This is a genomic window from Caballeronia sp. INML3B, assembly GCF_023631305.1.
Taxonomy (GTDB): domain Bacteria; phylum Pseudomonadota; class Gammaproteobacteria; order Burkholderiales; family Burkholderiaceae; genus Caballeronia; species Caballeronia turbans.
This window is the reverse complement of the sequence record NZ_JALQDI010000005.1, coordinates 117,594-139,967: the sequence shown is the minus strand read 5'-3', so window position 1 is coordinate 139,967 and position 22,374 is coordinate 117,594. Positions and strand designations below refer to the sequence as shown.

Here is a 22,374-nt window from a genome sequence, read left to right as displayed (position 1 = left end):
GTAGTGAATGGATGACGGAACCATGCTAGCCATGCCCGCCGCGCGGCGCATTCGGGCAGGCTCCTTTTTTGCTGTGGGAATCCACCGACACTCGCTTTCAAATCGGCTGCCTAAGTGAAACGCCGAACTTCCGAGACCATGAGCCACGTACCGCGCGCCGCGATACCCACGATACCCACGATGCCCGCGATCCTGCCGGACGACCCGCCGCCCTTCGCAACGGACGCGCCCGACAATTCAAAAGCGCCGGCGCCCGCCGGCCTCGCGCGCCGCGCGGCGCGTTTCAACGAATGGATGCGCCGCTACAGCTGGGCGGTCGCGATGACGGTCGCAATCGTCATCACCGTGGGCGGGTTGATCATTCTCGAATCGGGGCGCATCCGGATCGCGTCGGAATACGAAACCGCCCTCGAAGCGAAGGGCGCCACCGCGCAGCTTTCGACGCTCGCCGCCGATATCGCCACCCTCACCGCCGACGAGCGCGGCTTCGCGCTCAAGGCCGACGGCGCGTTCCCGGCGCACTTCCGGGAAACGGCGCAGCGCGTGCGGCGCACGCTGGCGTGGCTGGATGCGTACTACCGGCGCATCGGCGACGACACCGCCCTCGCGAGCTTCGCGCAGATCCGCGCCGCCGCCGACGATGAAATCGCGCAAGGCACGGCGCGCCTCGCCGCGCCGCCGACTGGCGCCGCCCTGCGTGAGCGCGCGCTCGCGCTGCCGGCGCCCGACACGAGCGCGACGCTGGACGCGGCGCTGTCGCTGTTGCGCCTGAACGAAGAACAGCGCGCACAGCACGCGCTCGACGCAAGCCGCGCCGATCAGCGCATCTCGACGCTTTGCGTCGCGGCATTGTGTGCGCTCAACATCGTGTTGTTCATCCTCCTTTTTCGCAATCTGGGCATTCAGCTCGACAAGCAGGCGCGCGTGCAGAAGGCGCTCATCACGCAGCAGGAAGAGCTGGATCAGCTCGTGTTCGCGCGCACGCGCCAGCTCGAAGCGCTCGCCTGGCACCTGCAATCGGTCAGCGAAAACGAGAAGACGGAGCTTGCGCGCGAACTGCACGACGAGCTCGGCTCGATCCTCACCGCGAGCAAGATGGATGTCGCGTGGGTGCGTGGCAAGCTGAGGGACAGCGAGCCGGCGATGGCCGAAAAACTCGCTCGCGCGCTCGGCAATCTCGATCAGGGCATTGCACTGAAGCGCCGCATCATCGAGGACATGCGGCCGACCGTGCTTGCCAGCTTCGGTCTCGTGACCGCGCTGCGCTCGCTCGTCGACGAAGCCGCGCAACGCAACGGCTGGAGCGTCGAGTTCGATCTGCCGGGCGATGACGTGAAGCTCGGCGAGGCGATCGAGATCGCCCTCTTCCGCGTCGCGCAGGAGACGCTGACGAATGCTGCGAAATACGCGCGCGCGAGCCGTATCCGCGTGACGCTTCGTGTCGATGAAGAGAACGTGTCGCTCTCGATCACCGATGACGGCATCGGCATCCGGCCGCAGGATCTCAAGCGCACGCAGACGCACGGGCTCGTCGGCATGCGCCAGCGCGTATCGGCGCGCGGCGGGCGCTTCGAGATCGAGCGCGCGTCGCCGCATGGCACGGCGATCAGCGTGTCGATGCCGCGCGAGCGCAGCGCGGGCGCGTCGGTCGCCATGCCGTCCGCGTAGGACGATGCCGACATCGAATGCAGACGCCGCCGACAGGAAAATCGCACGCGTGCCGACAGCCTGAGACCGCGCGCTTTTTTTATGATTGTTCACACAGGTAAGCGGGGGCGACGGGGCGACGACAAGGCGCCCGTCATTCGACACAATGCGCGAACTCAATTCCTGTCACGCATTTCAACTCCAAAGGGGAATAAACATGACTCGACTCATCGCTCTACTGCTGATTGCAGGCACGGCGGCTCTCGCGGGCTGCAACACCGTTTCGGGAGCTGGCCAGGACATCTCGAAGGGCGGTCAGGCCATTTCGAATTCCGCCGAGGAGCACAAGTAAGCGGCGACGTGCGCCGCGTGATCGCGGCGCACGCGCTCAGGGCGTTCCATAGCGTTGAGGTAGTTCCCTGTCTTCCCGCCACGTTCGCGTGGCGGGATTTTTTTCGCGTCGCCCTCGCGCGCGTGACGGGCGAAAAAAAACCCGGCCGATGCGCGCGGCCGGGCTTCGTCGCTTCAGGCGCGAAACGTCATTGCGTGTCGGGCAATTCCAGCGCCGGCTGTTGCGTGTTGCCGCCCTGCGCGACCAGCACGCGGATCTTTTCCGGCACCAATTGCGAGGCCGCATTTCCGGAAGGCAGCGTGGTCACGAGCCAGTCCGCGTTGTTGACGAGATCGAACGAGGCCGACTTGTATACCGGCGTCTTCGAGCCCGGCAGCGTCGCGATCAACTGATACGTGCCGCCCGAGACATAGATGGAATCCTGCGTCGTCGCGGGCACGGCGTTCTTGTAGGCGACGCCCGCCATCGTCGGGCTGACGCTCGCGATGTTCGTCCCCGGCGCGACGAGATAGACATCGAGATTCGGCGCGTTCGTCGACGCGTTGAAGGCGCGCACGCGTGCGCTGCCCGAAAGCAGGCCCTTGTCGAACGGATCGTCGATCACCGCGATCGACGGCACGAAGCCCGCGTCCGGCAGCGCGATCACCGTGTACTCATGCCCTTTCGCGGCGTTCGAGATGCTCGTATCGGTGGCGAGTTGCGTCGTCGTGTTCACGGCCGCGTAGGAGAAGCTGTGCTGGCCCGTGTCGATGTTCGCGAAATTCGTCACCGCCTTGTAGGCGAGATTCGGCTGCAGGATCTTGGCGTTGTCGTAGAAGTCGACGTTCGGGCCGCTCGGAATCGCGTGAATGAAATGGACCTGCGGCTGGGTGACGCCGATTTCCTTGCCCACATCGTCGGAGCTTCCTCCGCAAGCGGAGAGCAAAGCGGCGACGGCGGCGAGCGCGGCAGCGGTGCGGATGAGCTTCATGGTTCCACCTTCCTTTGTTTTGATCGTTCTCTGAGTCCGCGGCGTGCTTGCGTGGCGCGTACTGCGCATTCGCGTTCGACGTCGCGACTCTCCCGGGTTGACTTTCCTCGGCCGTCGGTGGCGTTGTCAGCTTCGATGACACCGCCATGACGGGTGAAGGCATTGAGCAATCGACGTGCCCTTGATCGGTGCGTAATCGCTCGGCGAGGCCGCAAAGCCGTGCGAGAGAAGGCTTTGCTTTCGTTAGAGGATTGCTTCGGGAGAGGAGATGCGGAAGGTGGACGAGATGCGCAGACGCGCCATTGTTGGCCGAATCTTACAAGCGGCGAAGCGGGGTTCACTCACCGAAATTTTCGGGTACGAGTGCCGTCAAGTCAGATCGGCGGTGCCTCGTGATGGGAGTTTGGGAAAGACGACGGCGCAAACCCACGTTCGCTCTTTCTTCCGTGTCGTGCTCCAGTTCCCAAATAACGACGCGACGCGCGTCGACTTGCGACAAGGACAAGTACAGCTCCGCTCCTGTCACTGCCTATGGCATTCGGACCGGATGTCGACACAAGCCCGACCGCGATCCCGTATCTGCACGCGGAACCGCGCGCAGCGCAACGATGGTCGAAACGTCTCGCCGGCCTGCACAACTCGTCGCTGCCGCGTATCGGCCTTGCATGCGCCGGCAGCACGCTGATACCGGAAGTGGACGCGGGACGAAACATGCCGGTCGAGATTCGACGCGCTCATCTCGTGGCCGCATGCAGTTTGGATCAGCTTGCAGAAACCAGTGAGCGACGCGAAGAAACTGCTACGCCGGCAACGTGCTCATATCGTCGACTGGATCAATGAGATAGAGTATTTCGCCGATACGGCCGCGCTCGTCGCATCGCTGGATTTCGTGGTCTGTGTCGGCACATCCATAGCCCATCTCGCTGGCGCAATGGGCAAGCGCGTATGGTTGCTCGATCGGCATCGAAGCTGCTGGCGCTGGATGCGTGATCATGGAGACACGCCGTGGTATCCGGGCATGCGGATTTTCAACCAGAAAGAACGCGGCGATTGGGATGAAGTGTTAGCACGCGCCTTCGCAGAACTGCAACAGGACGCCTGGCGGTTGTAGTTCCTGAATGGCGTTACAAGCGGTGAACCCGGGCATACCTATATCGGTGTGCCCGGGTCCGAGAGTCGTCAAATGGAACTGGCGGAATGCCGCCAGTTCTATCGACGTGCGCTTACCAGCGGTAGCCTGCCTGAGCCTTGACGGCAGTCGAACCGCCATTCGCCGACGAAACACCGACGCCGAGGTTCAAGTTCATCGTCACCTGATAGGCCGCGGCGACGCCGACGGCGGTCGCGCTACCGTAGTTGCCAACTGCCACACCGGCCCACTTCTCGCCCGGGTTGAGCACCGGAATGCTCGGGATGGCCAGGGTCGATGCCGCTGCGCGATCAGCGTAGCGTTCCATGTCGTGCTTCGCGCCTTCGATTGCCTGTTCGGTGTAGGCGTTAGCGCCTGCGACGGCTTGATCGGTGTAGGCGTTGGCCTGCGAGATCTTGTCGTTCAACTGATTGACGTTGACCGCATCCGTGCCTTGCGTGCCGGCCGCGACGTTCGTGATCTGACGTTCGCTGCCTGCCGCGCCGACGGAGACCGTGTTCGCGCGATCCGCGACGGAGTTCGCGCCGAGGGCCACCGAGTTGTCGGCGTTGGCGCTGGCGTTCGCACCCATGGCAGTGGCGTGGACGCCCGCTGCCGTGGCGGTTTCGCCGGCTTCGCCGCTCGCCGCAAAGAGCGAGTCGGAGACTGCAGGCGCGGCAGCGCCGAGGACCATCGGAGCTGCGGCCCGCATGGTCGAGCGGAGCATCGTGCCTTCGACACGGCCATTGCCGTCGCTCTGGAGCGCGAGGATGTCGGCGGTGTTTTGCGCGACGAGCTGGCTCACGGCGTTTAGCTGGTTCATGTTCACGGCGTCGTTGCCGTGAATGCCATCTGCGACGTTTGTTATACGACGGTGGATATTGAGCATGCCACCGCCGACGCTGACAACGTTCTGCTCACCACCGTCTTCACTGGAGGCGCCTATAGCGACAGAGCTGCGGCCCAATGCACTGGCGCCTACTCCGATAGCTGTGCTAGAGCTACCTTCCGCGTGAGCATCACTGCCGATAGCGGTAGCGCCACCGTTCGTGGCGATTGCATAGTCGCCAAAAGCCGACCCTCCTGAGACTGCCGAGGCCGACCGGCCGACGGCCGTCCCCCAAGAGTCTGCTCGCGCCTCCGTGCCTACAGCAACGCTATCGCCCCCCGACATCGCATTCGTTCCGAGCGCAACGCCGTTCCATGCTGCGAAACCTCCAGCGCCGAGTGCCACGCCTCCCTGGTCGGTACGGGCGCCTATGCCGATAGCAACCGTCCCGTCGAACGCAGAGGAGTTCGATCCGATGGCCACAGCGTCGCCGCCAGCGGAGCTTTTGGCTCCCACCGCAACGCCTGAAGAATCAGCGCTTGAATCAGTGCCCAAGGCAACGCCGTAAGGGTTCGCATGCGCTCCCGTACCAAACACAGCACTGTAAAATTCAGCAGATGTATCAGCACCTACAGCGACGCCCGATGGGCGCGATTGAGCATTATTTCCAATAACGACGGCCGGGCCCTTCGAACCCTCGACAAAGAACGCGTTTGCGTGATTACCGATCACCACGCTGTCCGGAATATTAATGAGCCCTACGTCGCCAATCATTACTCCGCTTGAACCTATGTAACTGTTATCGCCAATAACGTTGAGACCATCGCGCGTGACGGACGATTCCACCCAATTATTAAAACCTATGATCGTGCCAGCCGAGACGTTTGCCGTCGCGAGCACCGCGATGCTGCCGAGGATCGCCACCGTTACCGGCTTGAATCGGAAAGAACAGAACCCCATGATTAAATCCTTTTAATAGTTAATATGATTTACACTGCGCTGCGTTCGGCTCCAAGCGAAGTGGTCGCCAAATGCAGCATTCTTTTCGCTCACGCGAAAATCACTTTCCAGCCTTGAGTGTTTAAGATCTTCGGGCCATGAACTGAAACCGTGCTGTGTTACAGTGATGCTGCGACGTCAGGGCCTCATCCTGCCGATTGCGCCTAGCTCGCTATTGAAGGCGATCGTCTTGGTGCGACGGTGCTGTCCGAACTCATTTCTTATCGCAGCATAAATTGAATAACGCAACCTGAGTGAGTAAATCACTTCATTGCGAAGACAGTTGTCGGTTTCGATCCCTGTGCGACTGTGCGCTTTTTTTATGGCTCTTCATCAGCCGATTCAGATGTCTTATGTGATTAACATTAGTTAGCATTACTATTTGATTGCCGATCCAGCATTATAGAGAGACGATTGAAAGGAGGGCCTCATCTCTTCCTTTTTTACCAATCTGCCTGCGTTTTAGGCATTAGCGCATTTCGTTATAAATGGCGGCTTGCATTAACGGGGGCAACGTGCCATCAGCCTGTTCACGGACGCCTAATCGCCAAGATCTTTTAGGGGTTTTTTACGACCAAGCGTTCGCCGGGAACGTCCGATGAAACAGTTTCGCGATTTCGTCACTCAATGGCGAGCCGTTCGACAGGTGTATAAGGCAGAGGAGGAACCGATGTATTAGGCCGGGTGCCCAACGAGGGCGAAGCGCATTCTGCGCTTAAACGGCAGTCCGACGCACGAACGCTCGAGCGCGCCTTCCGGATATGCCTTCGACGGCTCGCGTCAAGCTCTAGACTCATCTGTTCGCCATGATGCGTCACCAGTGCGCGAAGGACGGGCCACATACCCACGTAGTGCACCATGAAGCTCGTGGGCGTCTGAAGCTGATTAGGCGTGTTGAGCGTCGTGCAATCGAGTAACTCGTCTTCGGCGGCCATGCCATTGCGCCGCATTACGTGAATGAAAAGATCTTGATCGCCGCCGTTCGAGTAGACGGACGACTTGTCCGCGAATCTCGCGACCACCTGCTGATCTGCGATCCTCCATCAGCGTTTCGCATCGGATATCGGTCAAAAGCAGGGAGTCTTGCGTCAGCAGCAGAACAAGATCGCCCTCGGCGCAGGCACGCAGGGTCCGCAACAACACCTGGTATTTCAGGATCATGCGCATTTGCAACCAGCCGATCGCGCTCGCATCGACGTATTCGTGTGCGTACCCCTGCCGCGCGCAATAGCGGCGATGGTTCTCAAACGACGCGCGAGCGTTAACGTCGGTGAAAAAACTGATGACGTGGGTGGCCATGGCGATGCTCCGTGTTGCCGCGTGTCGGCTCCGCGACGCGCTCTGGCCGCTGATTCTGTCCGGCGCTCGGCGCGCGGGCAAGTACGAAGACAGATTGTTTCACCCTGATGGTCCGAAGACAGAAGTTCGGGGGCGCCCGAATATCCGCGCCGCGATACGGACACCCAGCCCAGCGATTACGGACTCGCGACGATTACGCGCTCTTCGGCAAGAAGTCTGTCAAGCCAGCCCCCGCCGCCGATAATCGAACCAAAAAGAAAGCCCCACGGAAAGCAAAATAACGACCGTCGCAATCACGGTCCATTGCGTGACGACTTCGCCGAGCAACAACGCGCCCAACATGACCGCGACCACCGGATTCACATAAAGACAACTCGTCGCGACAATCGTGCTCGTATTGCGAATCAGAAAGTTATACGCGACATATGCAGCCATCGATCCGATCACCACGAGATACACGAACGAAAATCCCGCGCCGACGCTCATGTGCGTCAGACGCTCGCCCGACGCCAGCGCGATCGCCGTCGCGATCAGCCCGCCCAGGCCGATCTGCAAGGCCGTCGACATCAGCAGATCCGACGGCTGCCGCAGACGCGTCGCCAGATGCGCGCCGCCCGCCCAGAAAATCGCGGCGCACAGAATCGCCAGCGTGCCGACAGTCGAACTCGGAGAAGGATCGCCGTGGTTCAGCAGCACGATGCCGATGAGACCGAGCGCCACCGCGAACCATTCGCCTCTCGCGACGCCGCGTCCGCTGAGCGCGGTGAAGATCGTCGCGAAGAGCGGCACGGTGGCCACCATCACCGCGGCCGTGCCGGTGCCGACCGTGCGCATGCCGTAGGCCATCATCCCGCTCGACAAGCCCTCCAGCAAAGTGCCGACGATCGCCGCATTGCGCACTTCCCGCGCGCTCGGCCACACCGCCTTGCGATGCACGGCGATCGCGAAGAGCCCGACCCCGGCGCACAGGTTTCGCAGGCCGCCGAGCATGAGCGGCGGGAACGATTCGAGCGACAGATGAATCCCGAGATACGTCGAGCCCCACACGAGATACACGACGGCCAGCGCGAGCGCGACTTGCCCTTTGAAGGAGCGCGGCGCACGAAACGGAAAGCGGTCGGGGAAACTGAACGGCAGGCGCGGCGGCGGCAGAGCGGACATGCATTACTCCGCGACGGCTGCGCGCCGGATGACTGCGAGAGAGACCGGGAAATACGCTGCGGCAACTACCAGACTGGACGGCATGACGGAACGAAAGAAGTGCGGATTGCGCCGAGGAGAGACCGCGCAATCCCCCGGGAAAACCCCGAGAATTCGCGGCGCTCGACATTATGCAGTAAGCACGGAACGCGATTGCACAACTTTACGAATGGTTGCCAAGACGCTACGCCGCGGTGTAACGTGTCGGCTGCTAACGCGGGGGTCCTGCGTTGCACATCGTGATTTCGATCATCGGTTCATTCGACGAAATCGCTTCGTGTGGCGTGGGTGAGAAATACCCTTTGAACCTGATCTGGATAATGCCAGCGCAGGGAAGCGTTCGGGTTCCATGGTTCGCAGCATCCAGGCCACTTCTTCCGGACCCGTACCTTTCCATCTCGTTCCTCCCTGTTTAGCTCCTGAATCAGCCGAGCTCGACGGCGTTCGTCCGCGTCGAGTCCGGATAAAACCGTCCCACACAGGAGAGACAGCCACATGAATGCCAACCCGAAATTCCTGTCCGAGAATGCCGTCGTCGATGCCGCCGCCATCGCGCCGCTGCCGAACTCGCGCAAGGTCTACGTGACCGGCTCGACGCCCGACATCCGCGTGCCGATGCGCGAAATCACGCAATCGGACACCCCCGACGGCTTCGGCGGCGAGAAGAATCCGCCGGTGTACGTGTACGACACGTCCGGCCCGTACACCGACCCGGAGGCGAAGATCGACATCCGCTCGGGCTTGCCCGCGCTGCGCCGCGCGTGGATCGAGCGTCGCGGCGACACGGAGGAACTCGCGGGACTGTCGAGCGAATTCGGCCGCGAGCGCGCCGCCGATCCGAAGACGGCCGAACTGCGCTTCCCCGACCTGCATCGCCATCCGCGTCGCGCGGTGGCCGGAAAGAACGTCTCGCAGATGCACTACGCACGGCAGGGCATCATCACGCCGGAGATGGAGTACATCGCGATCCGCGAGAACCAGCGGCGCGCCGAATATCTCGAAAGCCTGAAGAAGAGCGGCCCGAACGGCGAAAAGCTCGCGGCCATGATGGGCCGCCAGCACCCCGGCCAGGCGTTCGGCGCGGCGGCGTTCGGCAAGGACGGGCTCCAGGCAATCACACCCGAATTCGTGCGCGAGGAAGTGGCGCGCGGCCGCGCGATCATCCCGGCGAACATCAATCACCCGGAAAGCGAGCCGATGATCATCGGACGCAACTTCCTCGTGAAGATCAACGCGAACATCGGCAATTCGGCGGTGACCTCCTCCATCGGCGAGGAAGTCGACAAGATGACGTGGGCGATCCGCTGGGGCGGCGACACGGTCATGGATCTCTCGACGGGCAAGCACATTCACGAAACGCGCGAGTGGATCATCCGCAATTCGCCGGTGCCGATCGGCACCGTGCCGATCTATCAGGCGCTCGAAAAGGTCAACGGCAAGGCCGAGGACCTGACGTGGGAAATCTTCCGCGACACGCTGATCGAGCAGGCGGAACAAGGCGTCGATTACTTCACGATTCATGCGGGCGTGCGCCTCCAATACGTGCCGCTGACGGCCAACCGCATGACGGGCATCGTGTCGCGCGGCGGCTCGATCATGGCGAAGTGGTGCCTCGCGCATCACAAGGAAAGCTTCATCTACGAGCACTTCGAAGACATCTGCGAAATCATGAAGCAATACGATGTCTCGTTCTCGCTCGGCGACGGCCTGCGCCCCGGCTCGATCTACGACGCCAACGACGAAGCGCAGCTCGGCGAGCTCAAGACCCTCGGCGAACTGACGCAGGTCGCCTGGAAGCACGACGTGCAGGTGATGATCGAAGGCCCCGGCCATGTGCCGATGCAGCTCATCAAGGAGAACATGGACCTGCAACTGGAATGGTGCGACGAGGCGCCCTTCTACACGCTCGGGCCGCTGACCACGGACATCGCGCCGGGATACGACCACATCACGTCGGGCATCGGCGCGGCGATGATCGGCTGGTTCGGCACGGCGATGCTCTGCTACGTCACGCCGAAGGAACACCTCGGCCTGCCGAACAAGGACGACGTCAAGGAAGGCATCATCACCTACAAGCTCGCGGCGCACGCGGCGGATCTGGCGAAGGGTCATCCGGGCGCGCAAGTTCGCGATAACGCGCTGTCCAAGGCGCGTTTCGAGTTCCGTTGGGAAGACCAGTTCAACCTTGGCCTCGATCCGGACAAGGCGCGCGAATTCCACGACGAAACCCTGCCGAAGGATTCGGCCAAAGTCGCGCACTTCTGCTCGATGTGCGGCCCGCATTTCTGCTCGATGAAGATCACGCAGGACGTACGCGATTTCGCCGCGAAGCAGGGCTTGAGCGAAAACGAGGCGCTCGCCAAAGGCATGGAGACGAAGGCGATCGAATTCGTGAGAAAGGGCTCGGAAATCTATCAGCCGACCTGATGCTCGTTTTTGGCTGACAACGGCCTTTCGCACAGCGCGTGCGAAAGGCCGTTTTTTTATGGGGACCGGGCGCAATGTCTTGTCGCGCCTGGAGGAAAGATTGATCTGATGATTCAGGCACCTTTTCTGCTGAAGATGTGCACGAACCGGCGAAAACATGGCGGCCCCCCTTTGGGCCGACGCCGAAACGGTTGCACCGCGTCGCGCGTAGTCGCGGGCGAACCGGAGCCGATTCATCTCATCATCGAATTGGAGAGTCGACATGAAAAACATCAAACAGATCGGCGCCGCTGCAGTGGTCGTTGCGTTTCTGGGAGGATTGACCGCTTGTAGCGACATGACCACGCGTCAACGGGATACCGCCATCGGCGCTGGCGTCGGCGCGGCCGGCGGAGCGGTGATCGGCGGCAGCGCACTTTCGACGCTGGGCGGCGCCGCCGTTGGGGGCATCATCGGGAATCAGGTCGGCAAGTAGCGAAACCGTTGCCTGTGCGGCGAAGTGTTCCGCTTCGCCGCCATAAAAGAGTCCGCCGTTTCAAATTTGTTACAGAAAAACGCTGCGGTAATGCTTTGTCACATGACGCCGCACGCTTGCCCCTCATCGTTGGCCTAAGCTGTTTCTTGACGGACCGTTCGATTTTCATCGATCCCGGAGTCCGGCCAGCCGTAGTGCAAGGAGCAGCATCATGATTTCCGCCCGCAGCATTCCCGGACCCGTAACGGCCGCCGCCGCGCTCGCCGTCGGGCTTCTTCTGAGCGGGTGTTATTACCCTTACGGCTATCCGGCTTATCCATCCTATCCCGTGACCAGCGCGATCTACACGCAGCGCGAATTCACGGTGCCGGCGTCGGGTGCGGCCGTCGCTTCGTCGCCTGCCACCCTTCCGCCGCAATACGAGTACGCAGTCGGCTCGCCCTATTCCGACTACTACCAGACCTATCCGTACCCTTATCCGTACTATCCGCCGTACGCCGCTTACCCGGCTTATTACCGCTATGGCTACGGCTATCCGGCGGTCTCGTTTGGATTCGGTTATTGGGGCGGCGGCGGTTGCTGCTGGGGCCACGGCGGGCACGGCGGCGGTTGGCACGGCCACGGCGGCCACGGCGGGCATGGCGGAGGCGGATGGCACGGCGGCGGCGGCAGCTGGCATGGTAGCGGCGGCCACGGCCACTGAGCGCGGTGCCGCGCGTCGGCGCGCGCGACATGCGACGGAAAATCGTTTTTTCCGTCGCCCCGTAACAGGGCTGCAACATTTTCTGACGCGCACACGCCTTCGCGCGCGGATCGCGCGACTGTGCGCCCGGACACTTTCCTTATCCGACAAGGCTTCGGCACATTTCGCCAGACGATTGGCACAGTTCTGGCTACATAGGTCCCCTATTCGCCACGCCGCAATGGCGATCCAAGCACCTAGCAGCAAAACTTCGCGCGCATCATCGGCGCACTTTCCGTATCGGGGGATCGGACATGATGGCCTTTATGTTTTTTTTGCTGTGGATGCTTGCCTCGCTCGGCCTGTTAACCGTGTGGGTGTTCCGCCAGACGCCTCCTGCCGGCCCTGACGATCGCGCGCCCGATGCGGTCGCCAAAGGCTGACGCCCGCCACTTACGCACGCTCCCGCGCCACTCGCGCATCGACGACGCGCCCCAAGCGGCGCGCTTCGTCACGCCCGCGCCCTACGCCACGCCGCAATAACCGGCATTCACGACTTGACGCAGGCCGTTCGCGCCCTATTCTTAGTGGGCGCGTTTATGCGTTTGCTTAAGTCGGCGGCCGACTCCTGCTGAACATCAAACTCCACGCGCATCGCGGCTTTGCTTCGCGCCGCTTCGGCTCATGACAAAGAGAAGGAGACCCTGATGTTTCACCAGCTACTCACCCCGATCGCCAATTCGCTGTTCGCGTCCTTTATCGTCGCCGCGCTGCCGATCATCCTCGTGCTCGTGCTGCTGGGCTGGGCGCGCCGCCCCGCGTGGCAGGCATCGCTCGCCGGATTGATTCTCGCGTTCGTGATCGCCGTGGCGGGCTGGCGTTTCCCGGCCGGGCTCGCGCTCGATTCGGTCGCGGCCGGCGCCGTCTTTGCGCTGTGGCCCGTCATGTGGATCGTCTTCGCCGCGATCCTGCTCTACAACGTCGCGCAACGCTCGGGGCGTTTCGAAGCGTTTCGTCTGTGGATGGTCGACAACCTCCCGAACGACCGGCGCATCGTGCTGGTGGTGATCGGCTTCTCGTTCGGCGCGCTGCTCGAAGGCATCTCGGGCTTCGGCACGCCGATCGCCATCACGAGCTCGCTGCTGATTCTGCTCGGCTTCCCGACGCTGGAAGCGCTCACCTTCACGCTGATCTTCAACACGGCGCCGGTCGCGTTCGGCGCGCTCGGCGTGCCGATCACCGTGCTCGGCGCGGTCACGCACCTGCCGACCGACGCCCTCGCGAAAATGGTCGGCCGCCAGTTGCCGTTCTTCGCGTTCTTCCTGCCGTTCTACGTGATCGGCATCTACGCAGGCTTTCGCAACATGACGCGCGTCTGGCCCGTGCTGCTCGTCTCCGGGGGCGCGTTCGCGCTCACGCAGTTCGTGACGTCGAACTACATCAGCTATGCGCTGACCGACGTGCTCTCCTCGCTCGTCTCGCTGATTCTGACGATCGCGTTCCTGCGCGTGTGGAAGCCCGTCGCCGACGAGCGCTTCGCCGTAAACGTCGAGCGCCTCGGCGATAAAGACGACAAGCGCGCGGCGCTTTCGGGCGGCCACGGCTGGGTGCCGTGGATCGTCGTGTCGGCGGTCGTGATCGTGTGGACGGTGCTCAAGATTTTCCTGATCGGCGACGTCAAGGTCGCGTGGCCCGGACTCGACAAGGCCGTCTATATCACGCTCTATAAGCAGCCGTATGGCGCGATCTGGGACTTCCAGCCGCTCGCGACCGGCACCGCGATTCTGGTGGCGTCGATCATCACGGCGCTCCTCGTCAAGTTGCCCGCGCGCGAGTACGGCGCGGCGATCGTGGATACGTGGGTGCAGACGCGCATCGCCATTCTGACGGTCGCGACGATCGTCGGCCTCGCTTATCTGATGAACTACTCGGGCATGAACTACACGCTGGGTCTGGGCGTGGCGTCTGTCGGGCCGTTCTTCCCGCTCGTGTCCGCGTTCCTCGGCTGGGTGGCGGTGTTCCTCTCGGGCAGCGACACGTCGGGCAATGCGCTCTTCGGCAATCTGCAGGTGGTCGCGGCGAACCAGCTGAATCTGAACCCAGTGCTGATGGCGGCGACCAACTCGTCGGGCGGCGTGATGGGCAAGATGATCTCGCCGCAAAACATCTCGACCGGCGTGGCGACGACCGAACTCAAAGGCAAGGAAGGTCTCGTCTTCGCGCGCACATTCAAGCATTCGATCCTGCTCACGATCGTGCTCGGCGTGCTCGTGTGGCTGCAGCAGAACGTGCTGACGTGGATGATTCCGCCGCATTGAAATCGCGGCGCCTTTCTCCCGCTTCTTGCGCTTTCGTTCGGCGGGCGTTTTATCGGTATGAGCGCGGTGCTAACATGCGCGGACTTTTGATGAGCATCCCGAAGTCCGCCCTGTTATGTCACCCGCCAATCTGTTGCAACTGATCGTGCTCGCCGCCTTGTGGGGCGCATCGTTTCTCTTTATCCGCGTCGGCGTCGTCGAATTCGGCGTAGCGCCGCTGATGGCCCTGCGCGTCGGAATCGGCGCCGTGTTTCTGATCGCGATGCTGCTGGCGCGCCGCCCGTTCGCCGCCACTGTCGCGACACTGCGCGCGCGCTGGCTTCAGTTGCTGGCCGTCGGCATTCTCAACTCCGCCGCGCCCTTCTGTCTCTTCGCCTATGCCGAACTGACGCTGTCGGCGGGCGCGACGTCCGTCATCAACGCGACGACGCCGCTCTTCGGCGCGCTCGTCGCCTTCCTGTGGCTGCGCGATCGCCTGACGACGGCACGCACGATCGGCATGGCAATCGGCTTCGCGGGCGTGCTCGTGCTGGTGTGGAACCAGATCGCGCCCGGGCACGCGGGGCATGACGCGGCGCTGCCGGTGCAGGGCATCCTCGCGGCGGCCGCGGCGCTCGCGGCGTCCGCGCTCTACGGCGTCGCGGGCAACTTCGCGAAGAAGTATCTGATGGACGTCGACGCGATGACCAACGCCGCCGGCAGCATGATCGGCGCAACGCTCACGCTTGCGCCCATTGCGTTCCTCACGTGGCCCGCCGCGCCGGTTTCCGCCCACGCGTGGGGCGCGGTGCTCGCGCTCGGCATTGGCTGCACGGGCATCGCGTACTTCATCTATTTCCATCTGGTCGCGGTCGCGGGTCCGGCCCGCGCGATGACCGTCACCTTCGTCATTCCGCTCTTCGGCATTCTGTGGGGCGCGGTGTTTCTCGGCGAACATGTGTCGATTGCGATGATCGCGGGGTGTGGGATCGTGCTTGCGGGGACTTCGCTTGCTACCGGCGTTGTGAAGCGTGTGCCGTTCATTGGGCGGCGTAAGCTTGCGCCGTGAGCCAGGCTTCTGCCAGGAACGCTGGACGCCGCGGCGATTTCTTCGTTTTCTTGCTTCTGCATACCGTCGACATCGTTCGCGCTCTGATGGTCAAAGGCACCGGCGGCGCGCTGCCGACTTCCATCCCGGTAATCGGATCGCCAAGGAACGAAAGCGCTCCATGCGCTCGTGAATAGCGTCGAGTACCGCAAACAGCGGCGGTCCGTTCTTGTAGTTCGACCGGCGCGTCGGTTCGATATCCCCGCGTGCGTGCTGATGAATAAGGACTTGACCGGCGAGACGCTCGCTTCGCTGCGCGGGTGCTTCGGCTTCGACCTGGAACAGGTGGAGCGGCGCGCAGCGGCCCCCGATTGCTAGCTCCGCCGGCCATTCGATTTGGGCAGTTCCTATTTTCGATTGCCCGAAGTCAGGCATCTTTCACCACGAATTGATACACAAATTCTCTCGGCCGCGCGTTAGCCTCCGTATCGCTGACGGCTCGCGCTCCGAGTCGTCGGCCACTTCGGATTCCGGAATACCGAGCTGGTGCACAAACCCATTCAAAATGATCGGCAGGTTTCCTGAAGTTGAGCATTGCTTTGGACTCGCTGCGGCGGGTCTTTTTTGTTTTGGCTACGCGCTTTTAGCCAAAAAGGAGGATTAGTTGAATCGCAGAGACGAATACTTTGAAAGACGTGAGCGCGCTTTTCAAGGACAGCATCAGCCCTACTTTCTTGAGATAAGGAGCGCGCCGAGTTCGGCCACGGCGGATGTCTTCAGCATTGAGGGCGAGGAAGCCATCGGGCAGGAGAGCCGCTACACGATTCAGTTCACGCACGCATCGCACGACTTGTCCCAGCGCGAGTATCTGGGCAAGCGGGGTTCGCTTCTCGTGCAGCCGCCGCATGACCCGACTCGCCAACTCAAGCCCGATCCGGCACGTCACAAATTTGGCGTAATCACAGGCTTCTCCAAACTCTCGACTTCAAAGAACCAGAGCGTCTACGAAGTCGTACTGGAATCGCGCCTCGCGCTGCTTCGCAACACGCCGAAAGTGCGCTTCTTCTTCGACAAGAGCGAGCCGGAGGTCATGCAACAACTCCTGAAGGAGCATGGCTTCAACAAGATTTGGGCGCGCGTGGAGATGAATCTGTATCGGACGTATCGAAAGCGTCGCATCATCACGCAGTGGCACGAATCCGACCTGTCGTTTTTGAAGCGCCTCTGCGAACGCACCGGTATCTGGTTCGTCTGCGAGGAAGGCGAAGATTGCGAAGTCGTTCGCTTCGGCGATGACCTCACGCATTATCGGCGCGACGCCGAACATGAGAATCGTCCGTTCGAACTGCCGTTCCGCCCCGAGGCCGGAATGGAAACGCAGGGCTCGGAGTCGGTGATGTCGCTGGAAATGCACGCGGTCAGCATTCCTACGTCCTATCACGTGCGCAGCTACAACTACCGGCAGGCTCCATATCCGATTGAGGCGACCGAACAGATTTTCGCCAAGGATGACGACACCAGCACTTACGGCGAAGCGTCGAAAGCTAGTCTGGCGATCGAAACCAAGGAGGACGCGCAGCGCGAAGCATTGTTGCGCCGTGAGGCGGCAGAGGCCGCGCAAATCGAATACCGGGGCACTAGCGATGCGTTGGATGTGACGCCCGGCACCGTCATCGCGTTCACTAACCACACGCTCGCCGATGCGAAGTATGGGCTGCTGATCGTGAGCATGAAATGCAGCGCTTCACGCAAGCAAGGGTACAAGGTCGAGTTCACCGCGGTTCCTTCCGACCGGCTGTATCGGATGCCTTTGCGCGAGTCGGAATGGCCATGCATCGAAGGCACGATTACCGGAACGATCGCGTCGACGCCGGGATTTAGCGGTCCATATATCGATGGACATGGCGAGTACATCGTCCAGTTTCACGATGACCGGGAGCAGCGTGTAGCGGGTCTGAATAGCTGCTTGCTGCGGCTTGCCAAGCCCTTTGCGGGAAAGTGGCAGACCGGCTTTCACATGCCCTATGTCCCGGGTTCGGAGGTTGCCGTCGCATTCTTTGCGGGTAATCCGGACCTCCCTTACATACTCCATGCGCTGAATAACTCGCAGGATACCGACCCGGTTCATCAGGAACACAAGTGGCGCACGCGCAACGTCGTCATCCATACGATCCGCAATAACACGATTCAGGTCGAGGACCGCGAGAATCAGGAGCATATCAAGATCGCGACTGAGCCGGGTAAGTCGCAATTGAATCTCGGTCATGCGGTCAGCAGTGGAGACCAACCCAGAGGTTTCGGTTTTGAGCTGCGGAGCGATGAAAAAGGGGCACTCAGAGCCGGTCAGGGTCTGTTGATCTCGACCGAACCGCAGAGCAAGGCGCAAGGACAGATCACGGACACGAGCGGCGCAACGGCGCTGTTCGAGCGCACGCAAGCGCAGGCCGATGCGTTGGCGCAAGGTGCGGTTGCATCGAAGGCCGAAGTCGCGGATTTGAAGGCCGAGAATCAATGGCTCAAGGACGAACTCGCCGACATCAAGAAGCAGGTCATTGCGCTTTCAGCGCCGCACGGCATCGGACTGGCTACGCCGGATCGCGTAATGATCGGTGCGGGCAAGGACGTGAGCGTCGCGACCTCTCGCGGGTTCAATGTTAGTGCGTTCAAGAACGTGACCATTGCCGCGCGTGAAGTGCTGTCGCTGTTCGCGAACACGATGGGTATTCGCATGTTGGCCGCCAAGGGGCCAGTTGAGATTCAAGCGCAATCCGATGTGCTGGCGCTTGCAGCGCAGAAAGACGTGATCGTAACGAGCGCCAACGGCGCGGTACATGTGCGCGCCGACAAGGAGCTTGTGCTCGAATGCGGCGGCGCGTATGTCGAACTGAAGGACGGGACTATCACGCTTGGTAGCGCCAAGCCACTGCAACTCAAGCTTCCGGGCATGAAGAAGTCTGCGGCGGAAATCATGCATCTTGCCGGTCCAGCGTTCGCGCCTACAGTCGTTCCATTCAAAACGGGGTGCGACGCGTGGATGGGTTCGGAAAGCTTCGCCGAAAAGACCACGCCGCCCGGATCAAAGTTGGTGAATTGGGAATCGCCTGCCAATACGGGGGCAGAACCTGCCGCGCCGGCACCTAAGACGTCATCGGCGTCAACTCGAAAGGCAACATCGAAGGCGGTTAAAGCCAAGGCACCAGACACTACGCCAACGATCCCGGACGACTCGCCAGACTCACCGAATGCGGACCACGATTCGGCGAATGAGCCGAAACTCCCGGCCACCTCAGGAGAGGAAGAGCCTAAGCCGATCAAACTGGACAAACAGGTTTGGTGTGGTTGGACGTTACCTAATCTCACTTCCGAGATTAAGGAGACTACCAAAACCCAGCGATATTACAGCGTGGATGAACAAAATGAACCGTGGCCGGTAAGTGCTCCGGGGTCGCCGCGTTCGTTTGGAGGCGGCGTCCTTTCCACAAAATTCGAGCTATCTTACGAGGCAGAAACAAAGACATTATTTGCGACCGTACGCATAAATATCACTCCGGTCGATCTCGTAAAAGCCGATGCTTCTGGAAAACCTATCCTCGTTGATGGCAAGAAGCAATCTGTTCCGTACCACACTAATCGTCATTGGAAGGGAGTGGCCGCTGAAGCAGGAACACCTATCGCCGGTGGACTCGTAATGGAGTACAGAGAAAATATTGGCGAACATTTCAACGTCGAAGCTAAAAAACGTCAAATCGAAGCAATTCTTAATGGTCACAAAAGCCAGCTAATTCTCGAAGGTTGCTCAAGAGGGGCAACCTGCGGGAAGCGGGTGCGTGTTAGTTTCAGGGTGGACTTCAGACTTCCGATCAACGGAAAGTTCGCGGATGACGGAAAGGAAATACATAAAGAGATCAAACTATTTCCGGAAGCAGTTCGCGCGGACTCTTCATCGTGGGGGGAACGCAATGGCGTCGCTGTGAACGATGTCTTCGTTCCCTCCGCCGAAGGAAGCGTCGTTGCACATGAATGTGGACATTTATTCAATTTTCCCGACGAATACTGGGAATTTGGTGGGTGGGTGCATACTCGTTACATAAAAAATAACGAGCTTGACTTCGAAGCCGGCAAGGCACTTGCAGGCACTCAAGTGTGGCAAATGAAATCAGTACCAAACCTGATGGGCGGCGGTGCGTGGGACGCCGCAGGAAAGATCTCGCCTTATTATCTCGAATACGTGAGAAAGCACTTTTCGGAGATTAGCGGAGTTATTTGGAAAATTGGCTATGATGCATAGAAAAAAATACTCATCGAGCTATACACGCGCTTTAATTCTACTTCGTATTGGGATATTGAGTATGAGCATTTTGGCAATGGGATCTAATGCTGCTGAGAGCGACGCAGAGGGTTTTTCCGTTACACGCTTAGGCGATCAAGCGTTTTCAACAAATTACATCGGCGTTAGATTGCCAATTGGAAAAATTTACGTTGGGTTAATGGAGGCTAGCGCCCGATCAGACATCAGCGGTGCTGGAATCTATGAGGGTAGGCTGTCCAAGGATGAACTCCTACAAGCACAACAGATTCATCAAAGCCTATGCAAGGCGGCGAAAGAAAGCCCCAAAAATGAACTTTCGATGATCGAACCTGCCGAGCTTTTTTCTGTTGACTGCATGGAAGAAGGACGGATTGAAAATCGTCAAGGCAAAACCTATGAATTATCCCGAAAACTGGCACTTCTTATCGACGATTTTTATGAAAGGGCCGAAAAAACTTATCTCAAAGATGGGCGCATTATTTCAAAAATTGACGCGACCGTCGAAAAGCTAACGCGAGAAGGAAATAGTTTTTCCGTGTCAGTAAAATTTATCAACAACGGCTTGTTTCCTATCAAAGTGGACAGTCCGGCGCAGTGGAATAAGAATTTTTATCACCTGAACATAAGTGCAAAGCGCTTGAGCAGTGATGATATCTGGGCGATGGATTTAACAGGATTAATCCCTTCCAATGCCGGTAAGCTTGCATGGCAAGAGCGAACGTCACCCGACGGCGACGTCATCAAGTATATGACGATACCGTCCAGAAGCTCGATGACGCTTGACTTTATAGTGACGCCGAATAAGAAGATAACGAAAGGTACCTATGATTTATCCGCCTCGATAAATATGTACGCCAATGTCGTGGGTTCAGCGAATATGGGGCGTGTAAATTTTCACTCGGACTGGAGTAACCCAACTCGAACGACATTCGATCGCGACTACCCCTCGACACCGCAAGAGTGGAAGGATTTCGAAGCGCGTAAGGCTAAGGAAGTGTCTTTCCTAATGCCCGGCGCGACGCTGGCCGAATCCGGCTACTACCGCGCTGCGTCGATTGCCGGAACCCGCGATCAGTTCGTGAGGAAGTTCGAGCAAGGCACCGCTGCGCCCGACCTTGATTTCCAACGCTGGGACCGTTGGGAATGGGAGGCGGATCTAGCTCGCGCGACCGTCTGCAAACCCGGCGAGACGTGCCCGCGCGAGGGTCGCTGGATACTGCGCGCGAAAGACTACTCCTACGGCAGCAAGGGCGATCTCACTTACCCACAGCATCAGCAACTTTTCCGGATGGGCGAGCAGAGTCGCTCCATTGATGTTGCCAACGTCGATGGGTCGAGACTCTTCTGGGAATGGTTGAGCGCGTAACGCGCCGCCGATCCTGTCCAAGCCGGGGCATTGCGCCCCGGCGTCCTATCTGTTCCTAAAGATTGAACATGAAAAACCCAGTATGCAAAGGCGATCCGACCTCACATGGCGGCGTCGTCAAAACCGCCTCTTCCAGCTTCGACATTGATGGGCGCATGGTCGCGCTGCTGCATGACATCGTTACGTGCCCTCAACACGGAGACAACCCCATCATTGAAAGCGGCGAAGGTTATGAGGAAGACGGTCGCAAGTGGGTCGCCGATGGATGTCTGACCCGATGCGGCAGCGTTGTCCACGCTACTACCAAGGGAATGGACATCGCATGAGGACATGGCGCGTTCCAAACGTTCCCGAGGAAAAGCACATCGAACCGCCGTCCATCTGGATAGCGGTGTTTGCCTTTGTCGTGCTGCTCATAGCGGGCTTCATCATCACGATTCTGAACTGGAAACAAGGCGCCTCGATCGTATCGGCGAAGTTTTTTGGCTTTGCGCTGGGCCTGCCGCTTCTGGTCTGGGGCGCGCTCTGCGGCTTGCTCTATCTGCCATCCGAAGACTGGAACGACCGCGCAGACCTGTGGAATTTTCTTTGTACAGACAACTTCAACAATTGGCGCGCGTGGTCACAGTGGAACCTGTGCATTCTCGATACCGTGACGCTTACGCCCGAGGTTGAGCTTGCCGAGCGCGTCCTCGGGCTGGAGGGAAGCGCACCGACGAACAAAGGCAAGGTGCTGAGCTTGCAAGCCGAAGGGGATGTCATCGTTGATACGAAGCTTGAGGACGTTCTGACGCAACTCGTTACGCCCTTTGTCGGAACGCTTCAGCGCTTCACCGGAAAGCGAACGGTGCATATTGCCCTTCAGTCAACGCAGGATGCCCATTTGGCAGTCTTGCGCACCGTGCTTCAAAGGCTGGAAATCGCGCATGAGCACATCGCCCTGTCTCGCTACACGATGAAGGACATGCCGAGCATTCTTGACGAATGGATGGAAAACCAGAAGGTGCGCTATGACTACGGCTATCGAGAGCGAAAGATCATGCCGGACCTATGCCTGATGCTAGCGTGTCAGTTCAACGAGGACGGCGCCCCCACGGTATCCGAGGCGGCGCTCGGGCTTCTGTTCGGCTCGTGGCAGATGCTTGAAGATACGAAGCTTAAAGTCAAGGCGCGGCTGTTCCGCTCAATTCCCACGACGACCGACGAAATCGCCGCTGCCCTCAAGACATTGCAGACGGCCGAGCGACGCCCCTTAAACGGCTGCGCAATCTATGGGTCAGCAACCTGGCGAAACGGGACGGTCATATCGTGCGGGCCATTGCGAAGGATAGCGAACCGGCTCTGA

Annotated in this window: 17 protein-coding genes and 1 riboswitch; of the genes, 13 read left to right on the top strand and 4 right to left on the bottom strand. The window is 60.2% G+C overall.

The features are described from left to right. Positions 1-138: 138 nt before the first annotated feature. Together NCS58_RS05410 and NCS58_RS05405 are read left to right on the top strand one after the other, a co-directional pair. Positions 139-1,668: a sensor histidine kinase gene (locus tag NCS58_RS05410; RefSeq protein WP_250538054.1), complete on the top strand. Its 1,530-nt coding sequence runs from the start codon at positions 139-141 to the stop codon at positions 1,666-1,668. A gap of 196 nt (positions 1,669-1,864) precedes the next feature. Continuing rightward, on the top strand, positions 1,865-1,999 hold the full coding sequence (locus NCS58_RS05405) for an entericidin A/B family lipoprotein (RefSeq protein ID WP_016344885.1): 135 nt from the start codon (positions 1,865-1,867) through the stop codon (positions 1,997-1,999). Between the two features lie 187 nt (positions 2,000-2,186). Here the strand turns inward: NCS58_RS05405 and NCS58_RS05400 are convergent, their stop codons facing one another. Next, the gene (locus NCS58_RS05400) at positions 2,187-2,969 is read right to left on the bottom strand and encodes a DUF4397 domain-containing protein (RefSeq protein WP_061119894.1); all 783 of its coding nucleotides are present in this window, start codon (positions 2,967-2,969) and stop codon (positions 2,187-2,189) included. Positions 2,970-3,747: 778 nt separating this feature from the next. Here NCS58_RS05400 and NCS58_RS05395 point away from each other — a divergent pair. Next, the gene (locus NCS58_RS05395; protein WP_250538053.1) at positions 3,748-4,080 is read left to right on the top strand and encodes a hypothetical protein; all 333 of its coding nucleotides are present in this window, start codon (positions 3,748-3,750) and stop codon (positions 4,078-4,080) included. 112 nt (positions 4,081-4,192) lie between these two features. Here the strand turns inward: NCS58_RS05395 and NCS58_RS05390 are convergent, their stop codons facing one another. The 3 genes from NCS58_RS05390 to NCS58_RS05380 form a co-directional block, all read right to left on the bottom strand. Then, a complete protein-coding gene (locus NCS58_RS05390; protein ID WP_250538052.1) occupies positions 4,193-5,887 on the bottom strand; it encodes a YadA-like family protein in 1,695 nt (564 codons plus the stop codon). Positions 5,888-6,811: 924 nt separating this feature from the next. Next, positions 6,812-7,225 carry a hypothetical protein gene (locus NCS58_RS05385; RefSeq protein ID WP_250538050.1) on the bottom strand — a complete coding sequence of 138 codons (414 nt, stop codon included), beginning with the start codon at positions 7,223-7,225 and terminating at the stop codon, positions 6,812-6,814. A gap of 219 nt (positions 7,226-7,444) precedes the next feature. Next, positions 7,445-8,386 (bottom strand): EamA family transporter, encoded by a 942-nt coding sequence (locus NCS58_RS05380; RefSeq protein ID WP_250538049.1) that lies wholly within the window; start codon positions 8,384-8,386, stop codon positions 7,445-7,447. 247 nt (positions 8,387-8,633) lie between these two features. Next, positions 8,634-8,778, top strand: a riboswitch (TPP riboswitch). Between the two features lie 142 nt (positions 8,779-8,920). Here NCS58_RS05380 and thiC point away from each other — a divergent pair. The 10 genes from thiC to NCS58_RS05335 all read left to right on the top strand — a co-directional run bounded on the left by thiC (position 8,921) and on the right by NCS58_RS05335 (position 22,374). Continuing rightward, on the top strand, positions 8,921-10,852 hold the full coding sequence (gene thiC / locus NCS58_RS05375; RefSeq protein ID WP_250538048.1) for a phosphomethylpyrimidine synthase ThiC: 1,932 nt from the start codon (positions 8,921-8,923) through the stop codon (positions 10,850-10,852). A gap of 262 nt (positions 10,853-11,114) precedes the next feature. Continuing rightward, the gene (locus tag NCS58_RS05370) at positions 11,115-11,327 is read left to right on the top strand and encodes a glycine zipper 2TM domain-containing protein (protein WP_061119899.1); all 213 of its coding nucleotides are present in this window, start codon (positions 11,115-11,117) and stop codon (positions 11,325-11,327) included. 211 nt (positions 11,328-11,538) lie between these two features. Then, on the top strand, positions 11,539-12,030 hold the full coding sequence (locus tag NCS58_RS05365) for a hypothetical protein (protein WP_250538047.1): 492 nt from the start codon (positions 11,539-11,541) through the stop codon (positions 12,028-12,030). A 293-nt stretch (positions 12,031-12,323) separates the two neighbouring features. Next, a complete protein-coding gene (locus NCS58_RS34165; protein ID WP_284502139.1) occupies positions 12,324-12,452 on the top strand; it encodes a hypothetical protein in 129 nt (42 codons plus the stop codon). Between the two features lie 264 nt (positions 12,453-12,716). Beyond that, on the top strand, positions 12,717-14,327 hold the full coding sequence (locus NCS58_RS05360) for an L-lactate permease (protein ID WP_061119902.1): 1,611 nt from the start codon (positions 12,717-12,719) through the stop codon (positions 14,325-14,327). Between the two features lie 115 nt (positions 14,328-14,442). Next, the gene (locus NCS58_RS05355) at positions 14,443-15,375 is read left to right on the top strand and encodes a DMT family transporter (RefSeq protein ID WP_250538046.1); all 933 of its coding nucleotides are present in this window, start codon (positions 14,443-14,445) and stop codon (positions 15,373-15,375) included. A 643-nt stretch (positions 15,376-16,018) separates the two neighbouring features. Continuing rightward, a complete protein-coding gene (gene vgrG / locus NCS58_RS05350) occupies positions 16,019-19,642 on the top strand; it encodes a type VI secretion system Vgr family protein (protein WP_250538045.1) in 3,624 nt (1,207 codons plus the stop codon). A 61-nt stretch (positions 19,643-19,703) separates the two neighbouring features. Beyond that, on the top strand, positions 19,704-21,029 hold the full coding sequence (locus NCS58_RS05345; protein WP_250538043.1) for a hypothetical protein: 1,326 nt from the start codon (positions 19,704-19,706) through the stop codon (positions 21,027-21,029). A 68-nt stretch (positions 21,030-21,097) separates the two neighbouring features. Then, positions 21,098-21,355: a PAAR domain-containing protein gene (locus NCS58_RS05340; protein WP_086961353.1), complete on the top strand. Its 258-nt coding sequence runs from the start codon at positions 21,098-21,100 to the stop codon at positions 21,353-21,355. Then, a complete protein-coding gene (locus NCS58_RS05335; protein WP_250538042.1) occupies positions 21,352-22,374 on the top strand; it encodes a hypothetical protein in 1,023 nt (340 codons plus the stop codon). The genes NCS58_RS05340 and NCS58_RS05335 overlap by 4 nt, the downstream gene beginning before the upstream one ends.